The following is a 14,343-nucleotide window of genomic DNA, read 5'->3' on the forward strand; positions in this document are numbered from 1 at the left end:
CCTAAGGGGGGGCCGTGTTGATAGATTCTGATTATGAAAAATTCAAAGAAAATCTCTATAATAAAATTGGTTTGGACTTAAACCAGTATAAAGAACGACAGGTAAAAAGGCGCATAACGCAGTTTATGACAAAGCATGGGGTTTCCCGCTTTTCTGACTTTTATATTGTATTATCTAAAGATAAGGCTGTGTTGAAACGATTCCGAGATTATTTGACTATAAACACTTCGGAATTTTTTCGGGATATTAAAATGTATAATAATTTGAGAGACAATATTCTTCCAAACCTATCGAAAAAAAACGGTTCACTAAAGATATGGAGTGCCGGCTGTTCTATAGGCGCTGAGCCTTATTCTTTAGCCATTTTATTGCATGAGGCAAAGGCTCGTTCCTTCCGTATTGATGCCACGGATTTTGATGAAAATATTTTGCAGACGGCTGAAGCCGGCAGGTATAAAGCCAATGTTTTGAAGAATATTTCTGAGAATCTTAAGTCTAAATATTTTGAGGCAGAGGGGGAAGAGTACCGAATAAAAAAGCGGATTAAGGAAAACATTCATTTTAAGCAGCATAACTTGTTAAGCGACCCATATCCCCAGGGGTATAATTTAATCCTCTGTCGAAATGTATTCATATATTTTACTCCCGAAACCCAAAACGCACTTCTGCACAAATTTTCAAAATCACTTAAGCAAGGTGGTTACTTCATTTTAGGCACTTCTGAATTTGTTACACAGACAGAGGATTTTGGATTTAGAAAAAAAGCTTTTTCCATATATGAAAAAGTTTAAGTATAGTTCCTCTTTAAGGTAAGACAAAAAATGGAAGCAAAGCCCGGAAGAATGTTTAGGGAGGGCATATGAATTATTTCATTGCAAGACAGCCAATTTTTAACCGAATGCAAAGGGTGCCTCTTGAGTTAATGGTTTTTCACAGGGATTCAAAAGAATAATTTAGGGAGCCGGCAAGCCGGCTCCCTAAAATTATTCTACCATTTTGTTGGGATGAATACCTTTTGTCCTGGGAAAATCAGATTGGGGTCCTTAATCTGAGGATTTGCTCTGATTAAAGCATCCAGAGAAACTCCCTCCCGTTGGGCAATTTTAAATAGAGTATCGCCCTTTTGAACGATTACAAATTTCGTAGGTGGTTTCGGCTTAGTTGGGATAAATACCTTTTGTCCTGGGAAAATCAGGTTGGGGTCCTTAATCTGGGGATTTGCCCTGATTAAAGCATCCAGAGAGACTCCCTCCCGTTGGGCAATTTTAAACAGGGTATCACCTTTTTGAACGATTACAAATCTCGTAGTAGGTCTGGGTGGAAAGGGTGGCTTAGGTGGTATTGGCGGTTTCGGCGGCTTGGGCGGAAAAGGTTTTTCAGCTCTAACGTCAATCACAACCTTCAGCTGTTCTGTTTCTGTAATTTTAATAAAGGCTTCAATTACAGCTGTTTGCAGGACCTTTTTCCCTTTAATAATTTCGAAATCAATATCTCCTACAATTCTTAATCTTACCTGTACATTCATGTCTGGGACAGCGGGAGGTACGTTGGCAACAATTTGGAAGGGTACATCCTCTCTGACATGTCTCAGCAGGCCGCCCATATCTACAAAGAATATCTGCTTATGGAGAACAGCTCTGATAATTACTTTGCCGTTAACGATTTCCGTTTGAATGTTAACAATTTCAGCCATGATACGGAATATCTTCTCGGCTTTCATCGGCAATTCTACTTCTGCTTCAACCGTGGTAGTTTGGATAACGTCTGCAACTACCTGTTCAACTTTAAGCAGTTTTCTGTCTACGATAATACCGGTGCCGGTAACGTTAGTAACTACTTCAATTTGAAGAGTTTCGGTAACTTTTACGAAGATATCCAGAATAATATTCTGCCGAAGTTTTTTGCTGGGAGGTCTAATAAGTTCAAAGTCATCCACAATAGCATTGACATCCACCTGCACATTTAAGCCATCCCGGGCTCCGGGAATGTTCACAGCAACGCTAAAGGGTACATCTTCAGCAACGTGCCTTACTAGATCTCCTTCATCCACCAGGAAGATTTGTTTATGGACTATGCCCCGAACTATCACAATATCACGTTTAATTTCTGTTTTAACATCCCTTACTTCTGAAACAATTTGAAAAATCTTTTTGGCGGTAATCGGCAGTTCTACAGTATTTTTAATTACTTCTGAGACTCTGTCTTCACCAATTACACTTTCAACCTTTAACAGCTTTTTCTCAACTTTCAGGTCTTTGGGGCCGCCTTTAACGTCGGTGACTACCATCAATTGTTCTGTTTCAGTAACTTTTACAAATATTTCTATGATAACTTCCTGTCGGACTTTTTTTCCTTTATCCGTCAAGTGTGTTTGTATGTCAACGATGGTGGCTTTAATTTGAACTTTCAGGTTAGGTTTTGCACCGGGTACTTCAATAAACTGTCTGAAAGGAATTTCTTCCGGCACATGTCTGACCAGGTCACCCTCATCGACGATAAACAGCTGTTTTTTGATTAGACCGGTGACCAGTACCCCACCTTCCCGTACCTCTCCCCTGACATTACTCAGGCTGGCCACTACATCAAATATCTTGATAGCTTTGATGGGTAAGGTGACAGTACTTTCAAATACTTTAGTAACGGTGGTTTCACCGATTACCTTATCTACTTTTAGTAAACGTTTTTTTACGTCTAATGCTGTATGCATACTACTTCCCTCCTTGTTTATTTATTTTCTTTCCATAATATGCTGTACAGAAAAAAATGTGACAGTATAAAAACTATTCCACAAAGGCACTAAGAAAGCCCTATTTGTACATATTAAATATGCTATAATGTACATAAAAGGTTTAAAAAATTAGAGAATGGAATTAGTATTTAGCATTATATAAGGAAATTAAAAATCGTTAAAAGAACTACGTAGCAATTTCATTATTAAAAAAAAGTAGAAAAAGGTGATACCAATAGATTTCTTTTTAACCATTTTTATTGTAGTCGTTATTTTGATATATTTTAGAAATAGAAATAAGCTGGAAAAAAGTCAAAAGGAAATTAAACAAGAAAAAATTTTAAATTATGCAGCCATTATATCTGCCGTTGTTCTGATAGGAGTTATTATCCTTTTTACCAACAGCGGTACCGGTGGATGGTCCATGCCTTTTAGTCAGGAGATTGGGGAAGAGGAAATAAACGGTTCGGCGGTGGAGTCAAGTTACAATCTTCAGGAGGAGCAGGCTGTGATTATGCTGATCAATCAGGAGAGGAGAAAGGCCGGGCTAGATGTTTTATCCCACCAGCCGGGTTTGAGGGAACTGGCCAGGTTTCAGGCTTTGGACCTTCTGGAATTGGATTATTATGACCATGTTTTGCCCAGTTATAGTGATTCCCTGGAGATGGTCAGTAATGCCGGCATGGCCCATTATACCAACGTGGCAGTAAACTTTGTCAAGAGCAGTAGTAATGCCGGGGATGTTCTAAATAGCATGATGAAAATACCTCATCAAAAGAGCAACCTGTTGGCGGAAAGTTTTACAGATCTGGGGGTGGGGGTTGTAGAAGTATATGACCGGGATGTTATCGTTCATCGTTTTTATATTATCATATTTGCGGGCATATAATCATTTGGTTGAAGCCTGTTAAAAATAGATGAGGTGACTTAAGTGATAACAAATAATAAGGTAAAACTGGTAGCCTTTGATGTGGATGGCACACTTACTGTTGAAAAGAGTGCCTGGGCTTATATACACAGGAAGCTGGGAATTTGGGAGGATGTGGGGGAAAAGTATCTGAATCAGTTTCGTGCAGGAGAAATAACTTACGCTGAGTTTGCCCGGTTGGACGCTTTGAGGTGGAAGGGGATTTCCTGGGATAGATTGATTAATATTTTAGAAGAGATATCTGTGATGGAAAAAGCCAAAGAAGCGGTGGAAAAGATAAAACAGAACCATGTTGAGGTGGCCCTTATCTCCAGTGGATTACTTCCCCTGGTAGAAAGGGTTGCTCATGAATTAGAGATAAAGCATTTTACAGGCAATGAGCTGGTGGTAGAGGAAGGGATACTCACCGGTGAGGCGAAAGTAAATGTTTCCCTGGATGTATGGGAACTATCCAAGGGAGCATATTTAAACCGATTGACCAGCAGTTTAAATATTTCCCCTGTTGAAGTCGCTGCGGTAGGTGATGGCCTGGGGGATTTGGACATGTTTAAGGCAGCGGGGGTTCCCCTGCTGGTAAATTGCTGCCTTGAGGAGAGAGAAATCATTCTAAGGGAAGTAACTGGTGTTTTAGATGTCCAATGCATCACTGGAGTTCCTGAGGCATTAGGGTTTGAGTAATATTTAAATTAAGAGAGAATTAATTCTAGATTCTTAAGTTGGTTCCTATAAAGATCAGGGGGAGATGGATGAAAAATATTGTTTTGATTGGTATGCCTGGTGCAGGGAAAAGCACCCTGGGTGTGCTTTTGGCTAAGGCGCTGGGAAGGCCTTTTGTGGATACCGATCTTCTCATACAAAAAAGAGAAGGAAAATTGCTGCAGAGTATTATAGATCAAAAGGGAATTCAATATTTCCTTACGATAGAGGAGGAAGTTATTTTAGAATTAGAAATAAACAATTATGTTGTAGCCACCGGAGGAAGCGTAGTTTACAGTCAAAAGGCTGTGAATTGGTTGAAAAAGTATGGAGTAGTATTATACTTGAGCCTACCCTTTGAAGAGATCAGAAAAAGAGTTCAAAACATAAAGACCCGGGGCGTTGCTATGGAAAAAGGGCAGAGTTTAGAGGCACTTTTTATGAAGAGGGTTCCTTTGTATGAACAGTATGCGGATATTACCATTGATTGTGTCGGTTTAACCATGGAGCAGGTGGTAGAACTGATGGTCACAGAATTTAATTAAAGCGAGTTTTGAACAAATAGCTCATAAAAGAGAATATAATTGGAGTGATGAAAATGATCGTGGTTGAGGTGGATCCTGGAATCTGTGGGTTAATGTCTAAAATTACTGTAAATTCAAATGATGAAAAGACTGCAGCTGTAGACATAACTTCTGATTGCCCTGCGGTAAAGGCTATGGGTGAAGATTTAAAAGAGGTAGATTCACGCAAGGGATGTTTATCCAGGATTGGCGGTTCTCCGGTTTATATTGCGGCGGGGAAACGCTGTCATGCCGCTTGTCCGGTTCCTATGGCTATTATAAAAGGGATAGAGGCCGCTTGCGGCCTGGCTATCCCTAAGGATGTTACGATTAAAATATATAAAGAATAAGTAGTCAAAATGTAATTTTTTAATTATTAATTGGTATCCCTGCAGGAGGAGAAGAGAATGGTGCTTAAATATCGTTCACCGGTATCAGGAAGAATGGTTACCACAGTTTTTCCCGAACCTAATTTCTTAGCTAACTGCAGGGCTATCCAGGTATTGGCCCCTGAGGAAATCCCCACTAGAAGTCCTTCTTCTCTAGCCAGAGCCCGGGCAGTGTCCAAGGCATTTTTATCGGAAATCAGGGCTATTTCATCGATAATTTCTTTGTTTAATATGTCCGGTATAATACCATCCCCCATCCCCTGAATTACATGTTGGCCTATGGGTCCGCCATCCAGCACCGCTGCTTCTTCAGGTTCTACGGCTATTATTTTGACTTCAGGATAGTGTTCTTTTAGAACTTCTCCTATACCGGTAATGGTTCCACCGGTACCAATACCACTGCAGAAAGCATGGATTGGTCCACCGGCTTGTTTTACTATTTCCCTGGCAGTGGTGAGGCGGTGTATGTCAGGGTTTGCAGGATTCCCAAATTGATTGGCCAGCCAGACCCGGGAATCTTCCTGGGCCATTTTTTTAGCAGCCTCTCTGGCAATATCAAAGGTATCACCAATATTTTCACCTTCTGGGGTTAAAACAATTTCTGCACCGTATGAAGCAATTAATTTTCTTCTTTCCAGGCTCATGTTCTCCGGCATAACAATTTTACATTTGTATCCTTTTACAGCGGAGATCAAAGAAAGGCCAATCCCCTGGTTTCCGCTGGTAAATTCGACAATAATCGAGTCTTTATTTAGCAGTCCCTGTTTTTCAGCAGTTTCAATCATTCCCAGGGCCGTACGGGTTTTGATACTGCCCCCGATGTTTAGTCCTTCATATTTGACTAAAACCCGGGCGTCTTTTGGTCCAGCCAGATGTTGAAGTTGGATCAGGGGAGTGTTTCCCACAGCTTTTAGAATATTTTTGCATAATTTATTCATTTTCTTAAAGGTGCACCTCCAAATATTTGAACAAATATCACCAGATTATGTTTATATTCTACAAAAGGCATCAACGTCCTTCTACAATATCTAATGTTTATTATAAGTTGTATAAAAAAATCGCCATATTGGAACCTGTCATATGGCTCAGGCGTTAAAACTTACTATTATTATTACGGCTAAAACTGCAGTTAAGCGGTGCCGTGGGGTCGGTTCCAGCGTCACTGGAGCAAGAGCGGAGGTAAAAAAACTTGGACGATGGAACCGTCCCCACGGCTTAGCGGTAGTTTGAATAAACAGCCTTTCGCTGTAGTGATAGAAAGTTATCAGTTCTGAAAAGGAAGGGAAGGGATAGGGAGAGTTTTAAAAAGTATGGGGAAAAATTATGTAGGTGAACAGAAGGCCTATAATTCCTACCAGGAAGGCATAAATGAAAGCAGGGAGAAAATTTTTTTTAATTATCTCACCCTCTACACCACTGATGCCAACTGTAGCCAGGACAGCTACAATATTATGAATGCTGATCATGTTGCCGATAGAACTCCCTGTGCCCTGGAGACCTGCGGTAATTAACCTGGAAATATTTAATTCATTGGCTACCTGGTACTGAAAGCTCCCAAACAGAATATTTGAAACAGTACTGCTGCCGGAGATAAACGTTCCCAGAGCTCCTATAAAGGGAGAGACCAGCGGCCATAAATCTCTGAAAGTTAAGGAAGCCGTTTTGGACATGACCAGCATCATGCTGTCTAAACCTGAATTGTTCACATCAGACATGACCATGACCTGTACCATGGATACGGTAAAAATAAGAGCTGCAGTTGTAGGAATCATCTGTCTGATGGTTTTCAGCCAGGCTTCTTTGACTTCACTCTTTTTCATGCGGTGCAGCCAGACAGTTATTACAGCAACCAGGGTAAATGGAATAATCCCCGGTATATAAAGAGGCTGAAGTGAAAAATTGATCCCTTCCCCTAAGATATTGTTCCAATTCAAGGAAATACTCCTAAGCAGTGGACCAATTTTTAGGGCTGGAAGGCGGGTAACTAACAAAATTATAGCGATTAACAGGTATGGCAGCCAGGAGATGGCTAAAGAAAGAGAAGGAGCCTCTCTGTTAAGCGGTGAAAAACTGGCTTTACCCCAACGGTATTGCCATTTATCGGGAGGGGCAAAGTTCCAGGCTTTTTTTGGAATTAAAAAATTTCGGGAGGCGGCCGGGATGATAATGCCCAGACCCAAGAGCCCGCCGATTACGGAGGGAAGTTCCGGACCGAAATATACTGCCATGAAGTAATAGGGAATCGTAAAAATTAATCCGGAAAAAAGAGCAAAGGGCCATATCTCCAGGCCCTCTTTAAAAGATCTTTTTTCTCCAAAAAAGCCCGTTAGCATAGAAACGGCCAGAAGGGGTAAGAAGGTGCCTATAATAACGTGGTGCAAAGCTGACCAGATACCCAACTCTCTTAAAAATCCTCCATAGGTGAGGCCGGCGGGGAGCTGTTCCCGAACGTAGGGAGTGTTGAGCACAGCTCCTAAGCCGCCAATAATTGGCGTCCCTACGGCACCAAAAGTTACGGCAGTGCTGTTGAAAATAAGCGCGGCCATAGCTGCGGCCAGGGGAGGAAATCCTAAACCAACCATTAGGGGGGCTCCCAAGGCAGCAGGGGTCCCAAATCCTGCTGCCCCTTCAATAAAAGAACCGAAGAACCATCCGATAATAATGGCCTGTATCCGTTTATCCGGAGATATTTTATGGAAGCTGTGGTTTATCGTTTCCATGGCTCCACTTTTTTTTAAGGTATTTAAAATCAGTATTGCCCCAAAAACGATGAGCAGTATGTTAAAGGCTTGAAGGGAACCTAAAATGCTGGCGGCTAGAATTCGCTTTGGGCTCATCATCCACAAAAGAGAGGATATCAATACCGCAGCAGTCCAGGCAGCGGGCATAGCTTTGACCGCAGGCCAGTTAAAAATGGCCATTAAGATAATGGTGATTAGAAGGGGAATAGATGCAGCGAATGCTAAGAAGGATAGGGAATAATCCATTAGTAAATTATCCTTTCAAAAAAACTTATACGGTTCTTCCTTTATTATTCCCCCCACTAAACATTTTAAGCACATCCAGTTACCTCTTTTAACAACCTCTACGATAAAGTTAGAAAAATGTCTAGAAAATTGTAAGTTTAATTCCGTAGTGATATACTAGTTTTATCTGAAAGTGGGAGGTAATTTTAGTGGAAACCCCTGTAATTCTTACAACCGTACTTTTTGTTACCGTTGTGGTGTTAGGACTTATTGTTTTAAAATACTTAGAAAAAAGGTTGGGATTCATCCGTTCACAGGAAGTGGATGAGGAGGATAATCATGGGGTGCTGAACAAGCCGCCTACCTTCCGCACATTAGATGACATCGATTACCTGGTGGAGTGGTTTATACGCAGGGATAAAAGGATAGACAATCCATATTTAAACAGCATGAATATTGTTGAGAATTTAGCTGAAGAAACAAAGCTGGAATTAGATTCTATGAAGACAAAAAAGCAAATATTTAACAGGTACCTTGGGGATTTGGTTGATTTTCTCCCAAAGGTGGGAAAAGCAGAAATGGTATTAACTGACCATTACAGTGGGCTCAAATCTTACGATATTGTTAATAATCAGAGCAGCAGCCAGGAGGCAGAGGATCCTTTAGAAGTTATAAAGGTGACAGAAGAAGTTTCATTGGCCAATATGAGAAGTTATATTACCGCCAAGATTCGTATATTGGGCTGGATTTATTATCTTGTATATAAAAAATGGTATAATCAAAGGGACAGCGAATTTCTTGATTTCACGGAATATTTTTCTTATGAAACAGAGAACATAGAAAAACAATAGGCAAGTGTTACATGTTTTTGGGTGGGTAAATAGTTTTTGTAATTTTGCTCCAGAGGCTGCTTTTTTTAGAAGTGGTCTCTTTTAATTTTAGGATATCTTCTTTTAATTTTTCATTTATGTTCTTCTCATTTTGCAATTCATTTTCTAAGCAGGTATTATGATCTTTATATTTCTCCAATTGTAATTTATAGTTTTTGATTTCTTCAGTAAGAGATAAAATTTTTTGGTCATATGTTTCTTTTTCCTGTTTATATCTGATTTTTTCATTCTTAAGCTGTTCATTAATTCCCTTAAGGGTATCTTTTAATTGTTTTTTTAGTTTATCCAGGTCTTTTTCCCGGGAGGATATTGCCTGGTTTAGTTCTCTGACTTTTTCTCCCGCATATTTATAAAAAGTGTTGTATTGCTGCTGCCTTTTATTCAAGATATTTTCCATTTGGGACCTTTCTTTCCAAAGATTGGAGGCATGTTTAACCAGGTGGTCTGAATATCCTTCAAGTTTTAAAAAGGCATCTTCCAGGATATCCGCATCAATCTCAGGTTCAGGCAATTTTTGTTCTTTTATGGGCTGTAGATTTTGGATATCTTTTTTTTGAGTAGGAGAGAGGGAAGTTATTTCAGGTTCCTTCTTCTGTATGTAGGTTCCGGGTATTTTGGGAATAAGCTTACCGGGCGGGTATTCATCTGCCAAAAGCCATTGACATTTTTCTCTATTGGCTGTCCGGGGGTTTTGGGAATATCTAATAACATAGCTGTTTTTAAATGTGTAGCTTTCCGGTGTAGTCCAATTTACTCCTTTATCCCGGGAGCTGCGATAAAAAACGGTATTTTCCTGTTTCCAATAAGCAGTTAAGCCGGTATTATTTAATAAGACTACCGGCAGAGGAGGTGATTTTAATTTTGATAATCCTAAGGTTTTTGGTTCTCCCCACCCTCCTTCAGGCCACCCTCCCGAACATCTTTTTCGGTATATAAGTTTATATTCTGAATCTTGATAATTAATCCAAAAGGAATGTAGATCATTTTGTTCATCTTCCAGGACCAGGGGGAAAAAATGGTTTTCATCTTTGGTTGAAATTATAGTTGGGTTGTTCCATAAATCAGTGGTAGGGTTCAGGTTTCTGTAATAAAGAACATAGCAGCCCTCTCGGAAGCGTCTTTGAATCATATGGACTCTGTTTTGTTGTCCGGCAGAAAGTATTGCATAGTTATGGAATAAGCCAGAGCCCTCCTCCAGGATTTTTCCTGTTTCCCATAAGTCACCTCTCATGATGTGATGAATCAGCCTCCAACGGCTGCCGGAGGGGTCCAGGGTTAAATAACAAAGATGAAGGGCATTCTCAGTAGATAATAAGCAAAAAAAACCTGCTTTTTGACCATCTTTCTCTCTGGATATGATCTTTTTTTCCCATCTACGGTCTTTTTGTTTAAGGTACATAATATTTTGATCCTTATCTCTATAAATAATATGAATTGCATTTTGAGTGTCTATGGCTGCTGCGTAACTCTGTACCGTTTCATGAAGAGCAATTTTTTCCTTTGACCAGCTGCTGCCCTGGTCGGAGGAAAATAAGTAGTTTAAGGTTTTATCTGTAGGATAAATAAACCAGTAACGAAGGTTATTTTCATTTAATATACTTGGAGAGAGATGTAAATATTTTTCATCCACTTCCACAAAATCCACCTCCTGTTGAAGTATTAATAATTTATATGCTTGGAAACAATCATGGATACGAAAAAATATGATTATTTTTTTCCCCGGGTTAGATTGCACACCTTCTTATACATATGCATATAATGTTGTAAAAATAAGCCCAAATCCCTTCAGCAACGAAGGTATTAGGTGATAAGAAAGGAAGGAGGTTTTTTTATATGGATGGTTGTGGCGGAAAAGGTAGTGAATTTCAATTTAGTCAGGTTAATGATAACGGCATAAGACCGGGACCCTGTGATCCTTACGAAGGTTGTCCCCCTCCCACAGAAATTGAATGTATAATGGTTGACAAAGTTTATGAAGAGTGCAAGGTTACCCAAGTAAACACCGTAGATACAGACCTTACAGCAATTGCCGTGGGTGAGATTACCGATGTAACATGTGTGCGGGCCGAACTGTTTGTTGATGAGGATCATCCCCTTGTCTGTGAAAAGCTGCCCTGCAGCAGGGTGCGATCAGCTTTTTATTACAGGTTCATATTTAGATGGACAGATGATGCGGGGGTTCATACTTTCACCAGTGACCCTATCCTGGTAGAGAAAATTGCCCGGATGAACCGGGCCAATGAACCGAGGTTGGATGTTCGGTGTGAAATCTTTGTTGACTGCATCGAATGTTTTCTTATCAATCACACGGTGGTGCGCTGCTGCATTGGCAATCTGATAGTTTTCAAACTATTTGCAAATGTGCAGCTGTTGGTGCCGGCTTATGGTTTCTGTCCCGAGCCCCCAGACTGCAGGAAGGTTGTTCCTGATGCATGCCCAACACCTTCTGATTGGCTGGATACGATTATTTGGCCTCCCTTTTATCCTGAACAGGATAGGTAGCCAGAATTAATTTTTACTGGATGGATAAGAACATATCAGTATGAATATGAACATAATTAAAGCCAGTGCCTTCACTGGCTTTCTTTATGTCCCAAAAAAAAGTTTTATATAAATAATAGCTTTACCGATTATGCAAAAAAAGTTAAATTGTTCAATAATATTTTTCATATGATATTGCAATTTAATTAAACAGCAGGGTTATGTCGATATAACCCATGAGTAACAAGGCAATTATAAGAGCGGGTATGTGCATGAGATAAATTGCCAGGGAGTTTCTTCCTATAAAACAAAGACATTTTACAGGAAAAATTTTTGATAAATCAGGTATGGGATATTTACGTACGCTTTTTGGGTAATACGTATTGCCTAAAGCGATTCCCGTTAAAAAAATGCCAAACCAGGGGAATAGGGGGAAATAATCTATGCTGTGGAATCCTGCAGGCCTCAGCCCTAACCATAAAAGCCAGGGGGTTTGTAGAATTAGTTGTGAAATGGGAAGGCTGAGCAGGATGATAGCTATCCCCAGTAACAGATTAAGGGCGGGACTAAAAGATAAAAAAGGATATGAGATTATTAGGGAGAGCCCAATAAAGTGAAGAATTCCAAAAACGACGAACCCTTCTTTTAAGGCAAACCAGGTAATAAAGGTAATTATTAATCCCCAGGAAAAAATTTTCAATCCTCTTTTCAAAATTTTTATTAGAGGGGGGGATGCAGAAATTTTAGTACTGAGAGTAAGGGATATCCCGGCCAGAAGGATAAACATTGATGCTGCCGACCGGGAGAAATAGAGCCAAAAACCGGTTCCTAAAGGGTAATTATAGTTGTTCCCCAGGAGGTTTAATATATGAAGAATGTGAACGATTATCATTAGAATGATGGCTGAGCCCCGCAGAAAATCCAGTTCATAAAAACGTTTCATACTAATATTGTTGAATTTTTTCATAGGCTGTTATCCCTTGGAGTCTTCTAATCCTCTTAAAAATGCCATAATACCGTCTCCCAGGGAGTTAGCATTATATCCACCTTCAAGGGCGGCAAAGAGACGACCCTGGGAATTTTTTCGTGCATAATTTCCCAGCATAAATCCCATGGTGTGGTAATCCTCGGTATACAACATATGCCCCCAGTCGGAGTAATGACGGTCAAAACCAGCGGAAACTGCCACCACATCTGCTGCGGATGTTTTGTCCAGGTATGCCTGCAGGTTGTCCACGAAGGAGGTTCTGTTTTCTCCCTTAACATGGTAATAGTTTACTTTTTCATTCTCAGCAAAAGTATTGCTGGTGCCATCACCAAAATGCAGGTCAAAGTCTACAATTAGAGCGGAATTAATTTTTTCCTCAGTCAGCAGTTTTAAAACAGCGATAGCAATATTGTTAAAATAACAAAAACCCCAGCAGGAATCAGGACTGGCATGGTGTCCGGGGGGTCTGCACAGGGCAAACGAATAATCACCCTCCATGGCAATCTCTGAAGCCTTAATTGTTGATCCAACAGCCAGAAGAGCAGTTTTATATACGTATTCTTCGTATTTTACATCCTCCAGATGGTTTTGGGTATGAACCAGCAAAACATCCTCATCCAGGCAGGGCTTTGGTGTAATCAGGGTATGATGTTCTTTGACTGCTTTCAGGGTGGGATCCAGGCGTCCATAGGCTGCTGCAGGATCCCTGGTGTATGTGTTTAAAAAACTATCATGAAAAACAACTTTCATTATTTCGGTACTGTGTACCTTCCCCCTTTCATGAATAAAAAAGATTTTTACCTGTTGTTACATTTATAACCTTAAGGCTTACCACCGTTACCCCACTATTACCTTCCCAGGAGTCTTCTAACCCTATCTTCAATAGGTGGATGAGTGCTGAACAGGTTTGCCATGGAAGCCCGGTTACCGGATAGAGGGTTAATAATAAACATGTGTGAAGCTGCTTCATTCACCGGATAAGGCCGGTGTTGTGCACCGCTTTGCAGCCTTAAAAGAGCGTTGGCCAGATTTTCCGGTCTGCCGGTAATTTTAGCTGCCGTGGCATCGGCATGATATTCCATAGAGCGGGATATGGCCATACGGATGAGCAGAGCTGCAATAGGGGCTAAAACTATGGCTACCAATTGTAAAACTACAGCAGCACCTCCCCCCTGCCTTCTGCGACCACCTCCCAGCATGTTCTGCCACATGCCCATACGGGCTATTATAGTCAGGGCACCAGCCATTACCGCAGCAATTGAACTTATTAAAATATCTCGATTTTTAATGTGGGCCAATTCATGAGCCAGGACTCCTTCAATCTCATCTCTGCTTAACAGCCTTCTCAATCCATCAGTTACAGAAATAACAGCATTGTTAGGGTTTCTGCCCGTTGCAAAAGCATTAGGTTGATCTGTAGGCATAGAATAAATACGGGGCATGGGCATATTAGCATCTCGGGAAAGCCGCTTAACCATTTCATAAAGCTCCGGAGCTTCGGATTGTTTTAAGGGTTTGGAGCGGGTCATAGCGATGGCCATGCGGTCACTGAACCAATAGGCCATAAAGTTTAAGGCTACTGCAAGGAAAAAGGCAATATATAAACCCTGTTCTCCCGCTATGGCTCCTCCCAGAACAACAAATACCACAGTGAGTACGGTCATTAAAAAAAAGGTTTTTAGCTGGTTCATTTAATAAACACCTCCAAGAAATA

At 40.5% G+C, this 14,343-nt stretch carries 15 protein-coding genes; 8 read left to right on the forward strand and 7 right to left on the reverse strand.

Annotated features, from left to right (window positions below; translation table 11 throughout):
• Positions 1–17 precede the first annotated feature (17 nt).
• Complete coding sequence (locus HUE98_RS06520) at positions 18–791, forward strand: CheR family methyltransferase (RefSeq protein WP_241423043.1); 774 nt, start codon at positions 18–20, stop codon at positions 789–791.
• A gap of 197 nt (positions 792–988) precedes the next feature.
• Here the strand turns inward: HUE98_RS06520 and safA are convergent, their stop codons facing one another.
• Positions 989–2,707 carry a SafA/ExsA family spore coat assembly protein gene (safA, locus tag HUE98_RS06525; protein ID WP_241423044.1) on the reverse strand — a complete coding sequence of 573 codons (1,719 nt, stop codon included), beginning with the start codon at positions 2,705–2,707 and terminating at the stop codon, positions 989–991.
• A gap of 247 nt (positions 2,708–2,954) precedes the next feature.
• On the opposite strand from safA, the gene HUE98_RS06530 reads away from it, so the two are divergent.
• The 4 genes from HUE98_RS06530 (at position 2,955) to HUE98_RS06545 (ending at position 5,265) form a co-directional block, all read left to right on the forward strand.
• Entirely contained in the window at positions 2,955–3,617 is a 663-nt protein-coding gene (locus tag HUE98_RS06530; protein ID WP_241423045.1) for a CAP domain-containing protein, read from the forward strand.
• 42 nt (positions 3,618–3,659) lie between these two features.
• Positions 3,660–4,334: an HAD-IB family phosphatase gene (locus tag HUE98_RS06535; RefSeq protein ID WP_241423046.1), complete on the forward strand. Its 675-nt coding sequence runs from the start codon at positions 3,660–3,662 to the stop codon at positions 4,332–4,334.
• Between the two features lie 68 nt (positions 4,335–4,402).
• The gene (locus HUE98_RS06540) at positions 4,403–4,897 is read left to right on the forward strand and encodes a shikimate kinase (RefSeq protein ID WP_241423047.1); all 495 of its coding nucleotides are present in this window, start codon (positions 4,403–4,405) and stop codon (positions 4,895–4,897) included.
• A 53-nt stretch (positions 4,898–4,950) separates the two neighbouring features.
• The gene (locus HUE98_RS06545; RefSeq protein ID WP_241423048.1) at positions 4,951–5,265 is read left to right on the forward strand and encodes a DUF6951 family protein; all 315 of its coding nucleotides are present in this window, start codon (positions 4,951–4,953) and stop codon (positions 5,263–5,265) included.
• A 26-nt stretch (positions 5,266–5,291) separates the two neighbouring features.
• On the opposite strand, the gene cysK is transcribed toward HUE98_RS06545, so the two are convergent.
• The gene (cysK, locus tag HUE98_RS06550) at positions 5,292–6,242 is read right to left on the reverse strand and encodes a cysteine synthase A (protein ID WP_241423049.1); all 951 of its coding nucleotides are present in this window, start codon (positions 6,240–6,242) and stop codon (positions 5,292–5,294) included.
• A 142-nt stretch (positions 6,243–6,384) separates the two neighbouring features.
• Here cysK and HUE98_RS06555 point away from each other — a divergent pair, with 142 nt between their 5' ends.
• Complete coding sequence (locus HUE98_RS06555; protein ID WP_241423050.1) at positions 6,385–6,534, forward strand: hypothetical protein; 150 nt, start codon at positions 6,385–6,387, stop codon at positions 6,532–6,534.
• A gap of 71 nt (positions 6,535–6,605) precedes the next feature.
• Here the strand turns inward: HUE98_RS06555 and HUE98_RS06560 are convergent, their stop codons facing one another.
• A complete protein-coding gene (locus tag HUE98_RS06560) occupies positions 6,606–8,291 on the reverse strand; it encodes an L-lactate permease (RefSeq protein ID WP_241423051.1) in 1,686 nt (561 codons plus the stop codon).
• Positions 8,292–8,479: 188 nt separating this feature from the next.
• Here HUE98_RS06560 and HUE98_RS06565 point away from each other — a divergent pair, with 188 nt between their 5' ends.
• Positions 8,480–9,121: a hypothetical protein gene (locus HUE98_RS06565; protein ID WP_241423052.1), complete on the forward strand. Its 642-nt coding sequence runs from the start codon at positions 8,480–8,482 to the stop codon at positions 9,119–9,121.
• Positions 9,122–9,128: 7 nt separating this feature from the next.
• On the opposite strand, the gene HUE98_RS06570 is transcribed toward HUE98_RS06565, so the two are convergent.
• Positions 9,129–10,796 carry a coiled-coil domain-containing protein gene (locus HUE98_RS06570; RefSeq protein ID WP_241423053.1) on the reverse strand — a complete coding sequence of 556 codons (1,668 nt, stop codon included), beginning with the start codon at positions 10,794–10,796 and terminating at the stop codon, positions 9,129–9,131.
• Between the two features lie 197 nt (positions 10,797–10,993).
• Here HUE98_RS06570 and HUE98_RS06575 point away from each other — a divergent pair, with 197 nt between their 5' ends.
• On the forward strand, positions 10,994–11,662 hold the full coding sequence (locus tag HUE98_RS06575; protein ID WP_241423054.1) for a hypothetical protein: 669 nt from the start codon (positions 10,994–10,996) through the stop codon (positions 11,660–11,662).
• 181 nt (positions 11,663–11,843) lie between these two features.
• Here HUE98_RS06575 and HUE98_RS06580 read toward each other — a convergent pair whose 3' ends face one another.
• From HUE98_RS06580 to HUE98_RS06590, 3 genes are all read right to left on the reverse strand, one after another.
• A complete protein-coding gene (locus HUE98_RS06580) occupies positions 11,844–12,608 on the reverse strand; it encodes a heparan-alpha-glucosaminide N-acetyltransferase (protein WP_241423055.1) in 765 nt (254 codons plus the stop codon).
• 6 nt (positions 12,609–12,614) lie between these two features.
• A complete protein-coding gene (locus HUE98_RS06585; RefSeq protein WP_241423056.1) occupies positions 12,615–13,379 on the reverse strand; it encodes a histone deacetylase family protein in 765 nt (254 codons plus the stop codon).
• A gap of 98 nt (positions 13,380–13,477) precedes the next feature.
• Positions 13,478–14,320, reverse strand: a complete 843-nt coding sequence (locus tag HUE98_RS06590; RefSeq protein ID WP_241423057.1) for a zinc metalloprotease HtpX — start codon at positions 14,318–14,320, stop codon at positions 13,478–13,480.
• Positions 14,321–14,343 lie beyond the last annotated feature (23 nt).

Origin of the sequence: Candidatus Contubernalis alkalaceticus (assembly GCF_022558445.1) — a bacterium.
Taxonomy (GTDB): domain Bacteria; phylum Bacillota; class Dethiobacteria; order SKNC01; family SKNC01; genus Contubernalis; species Contubernalis alkaliaceticus.

Bases quoted from the DNA above. Each gene is read 5' to 3' on its own strand.
- HUE98_RS06585 (WP_241423056.1), bottom strand. From the start codon at position 13,379: ATGAAAGTTGTTTTTCATGATAGTTTTTTAAACACATACACCAGGGAT.
- HUE98_RS06580 (WP_241423055.1), bottom strand. From the start codon at position 12,608: ATGAAAAAATTCAACAATATTAGTATGAAACGTTTTTATGAACTGGAT.
- cysK (WP_241423049.1), bottom strand. From the start codon at position 6,242: ATGAATAAATTATGCAAAAATATTCTAAAAGCTGTGGGAAACACTCCC.
- safA (WP_241423044.1), bottom strand. From the start codon at position 2,707: ATGCATACAGCATTAGACGTAAAAAAACGTTTACTAAAAGTAGATAAG.
- HUE98_RS06545 (WP_241423048.1), top strand. From the start codon at position 4,951: ATGATCGTGGTTGAGGTGGATCCTGGAATCTGTGGGTTAATGTCTAAA.
- HUE98_RS06590 (WP_241423057.1), bottom strand. From the start codon at position 14,320: ATGAACCAGCTAAAAACCTTTTTTTTAATGACCGTACTCACTGTGGTA.
- HUE98_RS06575 (WP_241423054.1), top strand. From the start codon at position 10,994: ATGGATGGTTGTGGCGGAAAAGGTAGTGAATTTCAATTTAGTCAGGTT.
- HUE98_RS06560 (WP_241423051.1), bottom strand. From the start codon at position 8,291: ATGGATTATTCCCTATCCTTCTTAGCATTCGCTGCATCTATTCCCCTT.
- HUE98_RS06540 (WP_241423047.1), top strand. From the start codon at position 4,403: ATGAAAAATATTGTTTTGATTGGTATGCCTGGTGCAGGGAAAAGCACC.
- HUE98_RS06555 (WP_241423050.1), top strand. From the start codon at position 6,385: ATGGCTCAGGCGTTAAAACTTACTATTATTATTACGGCTAAAACTGCA.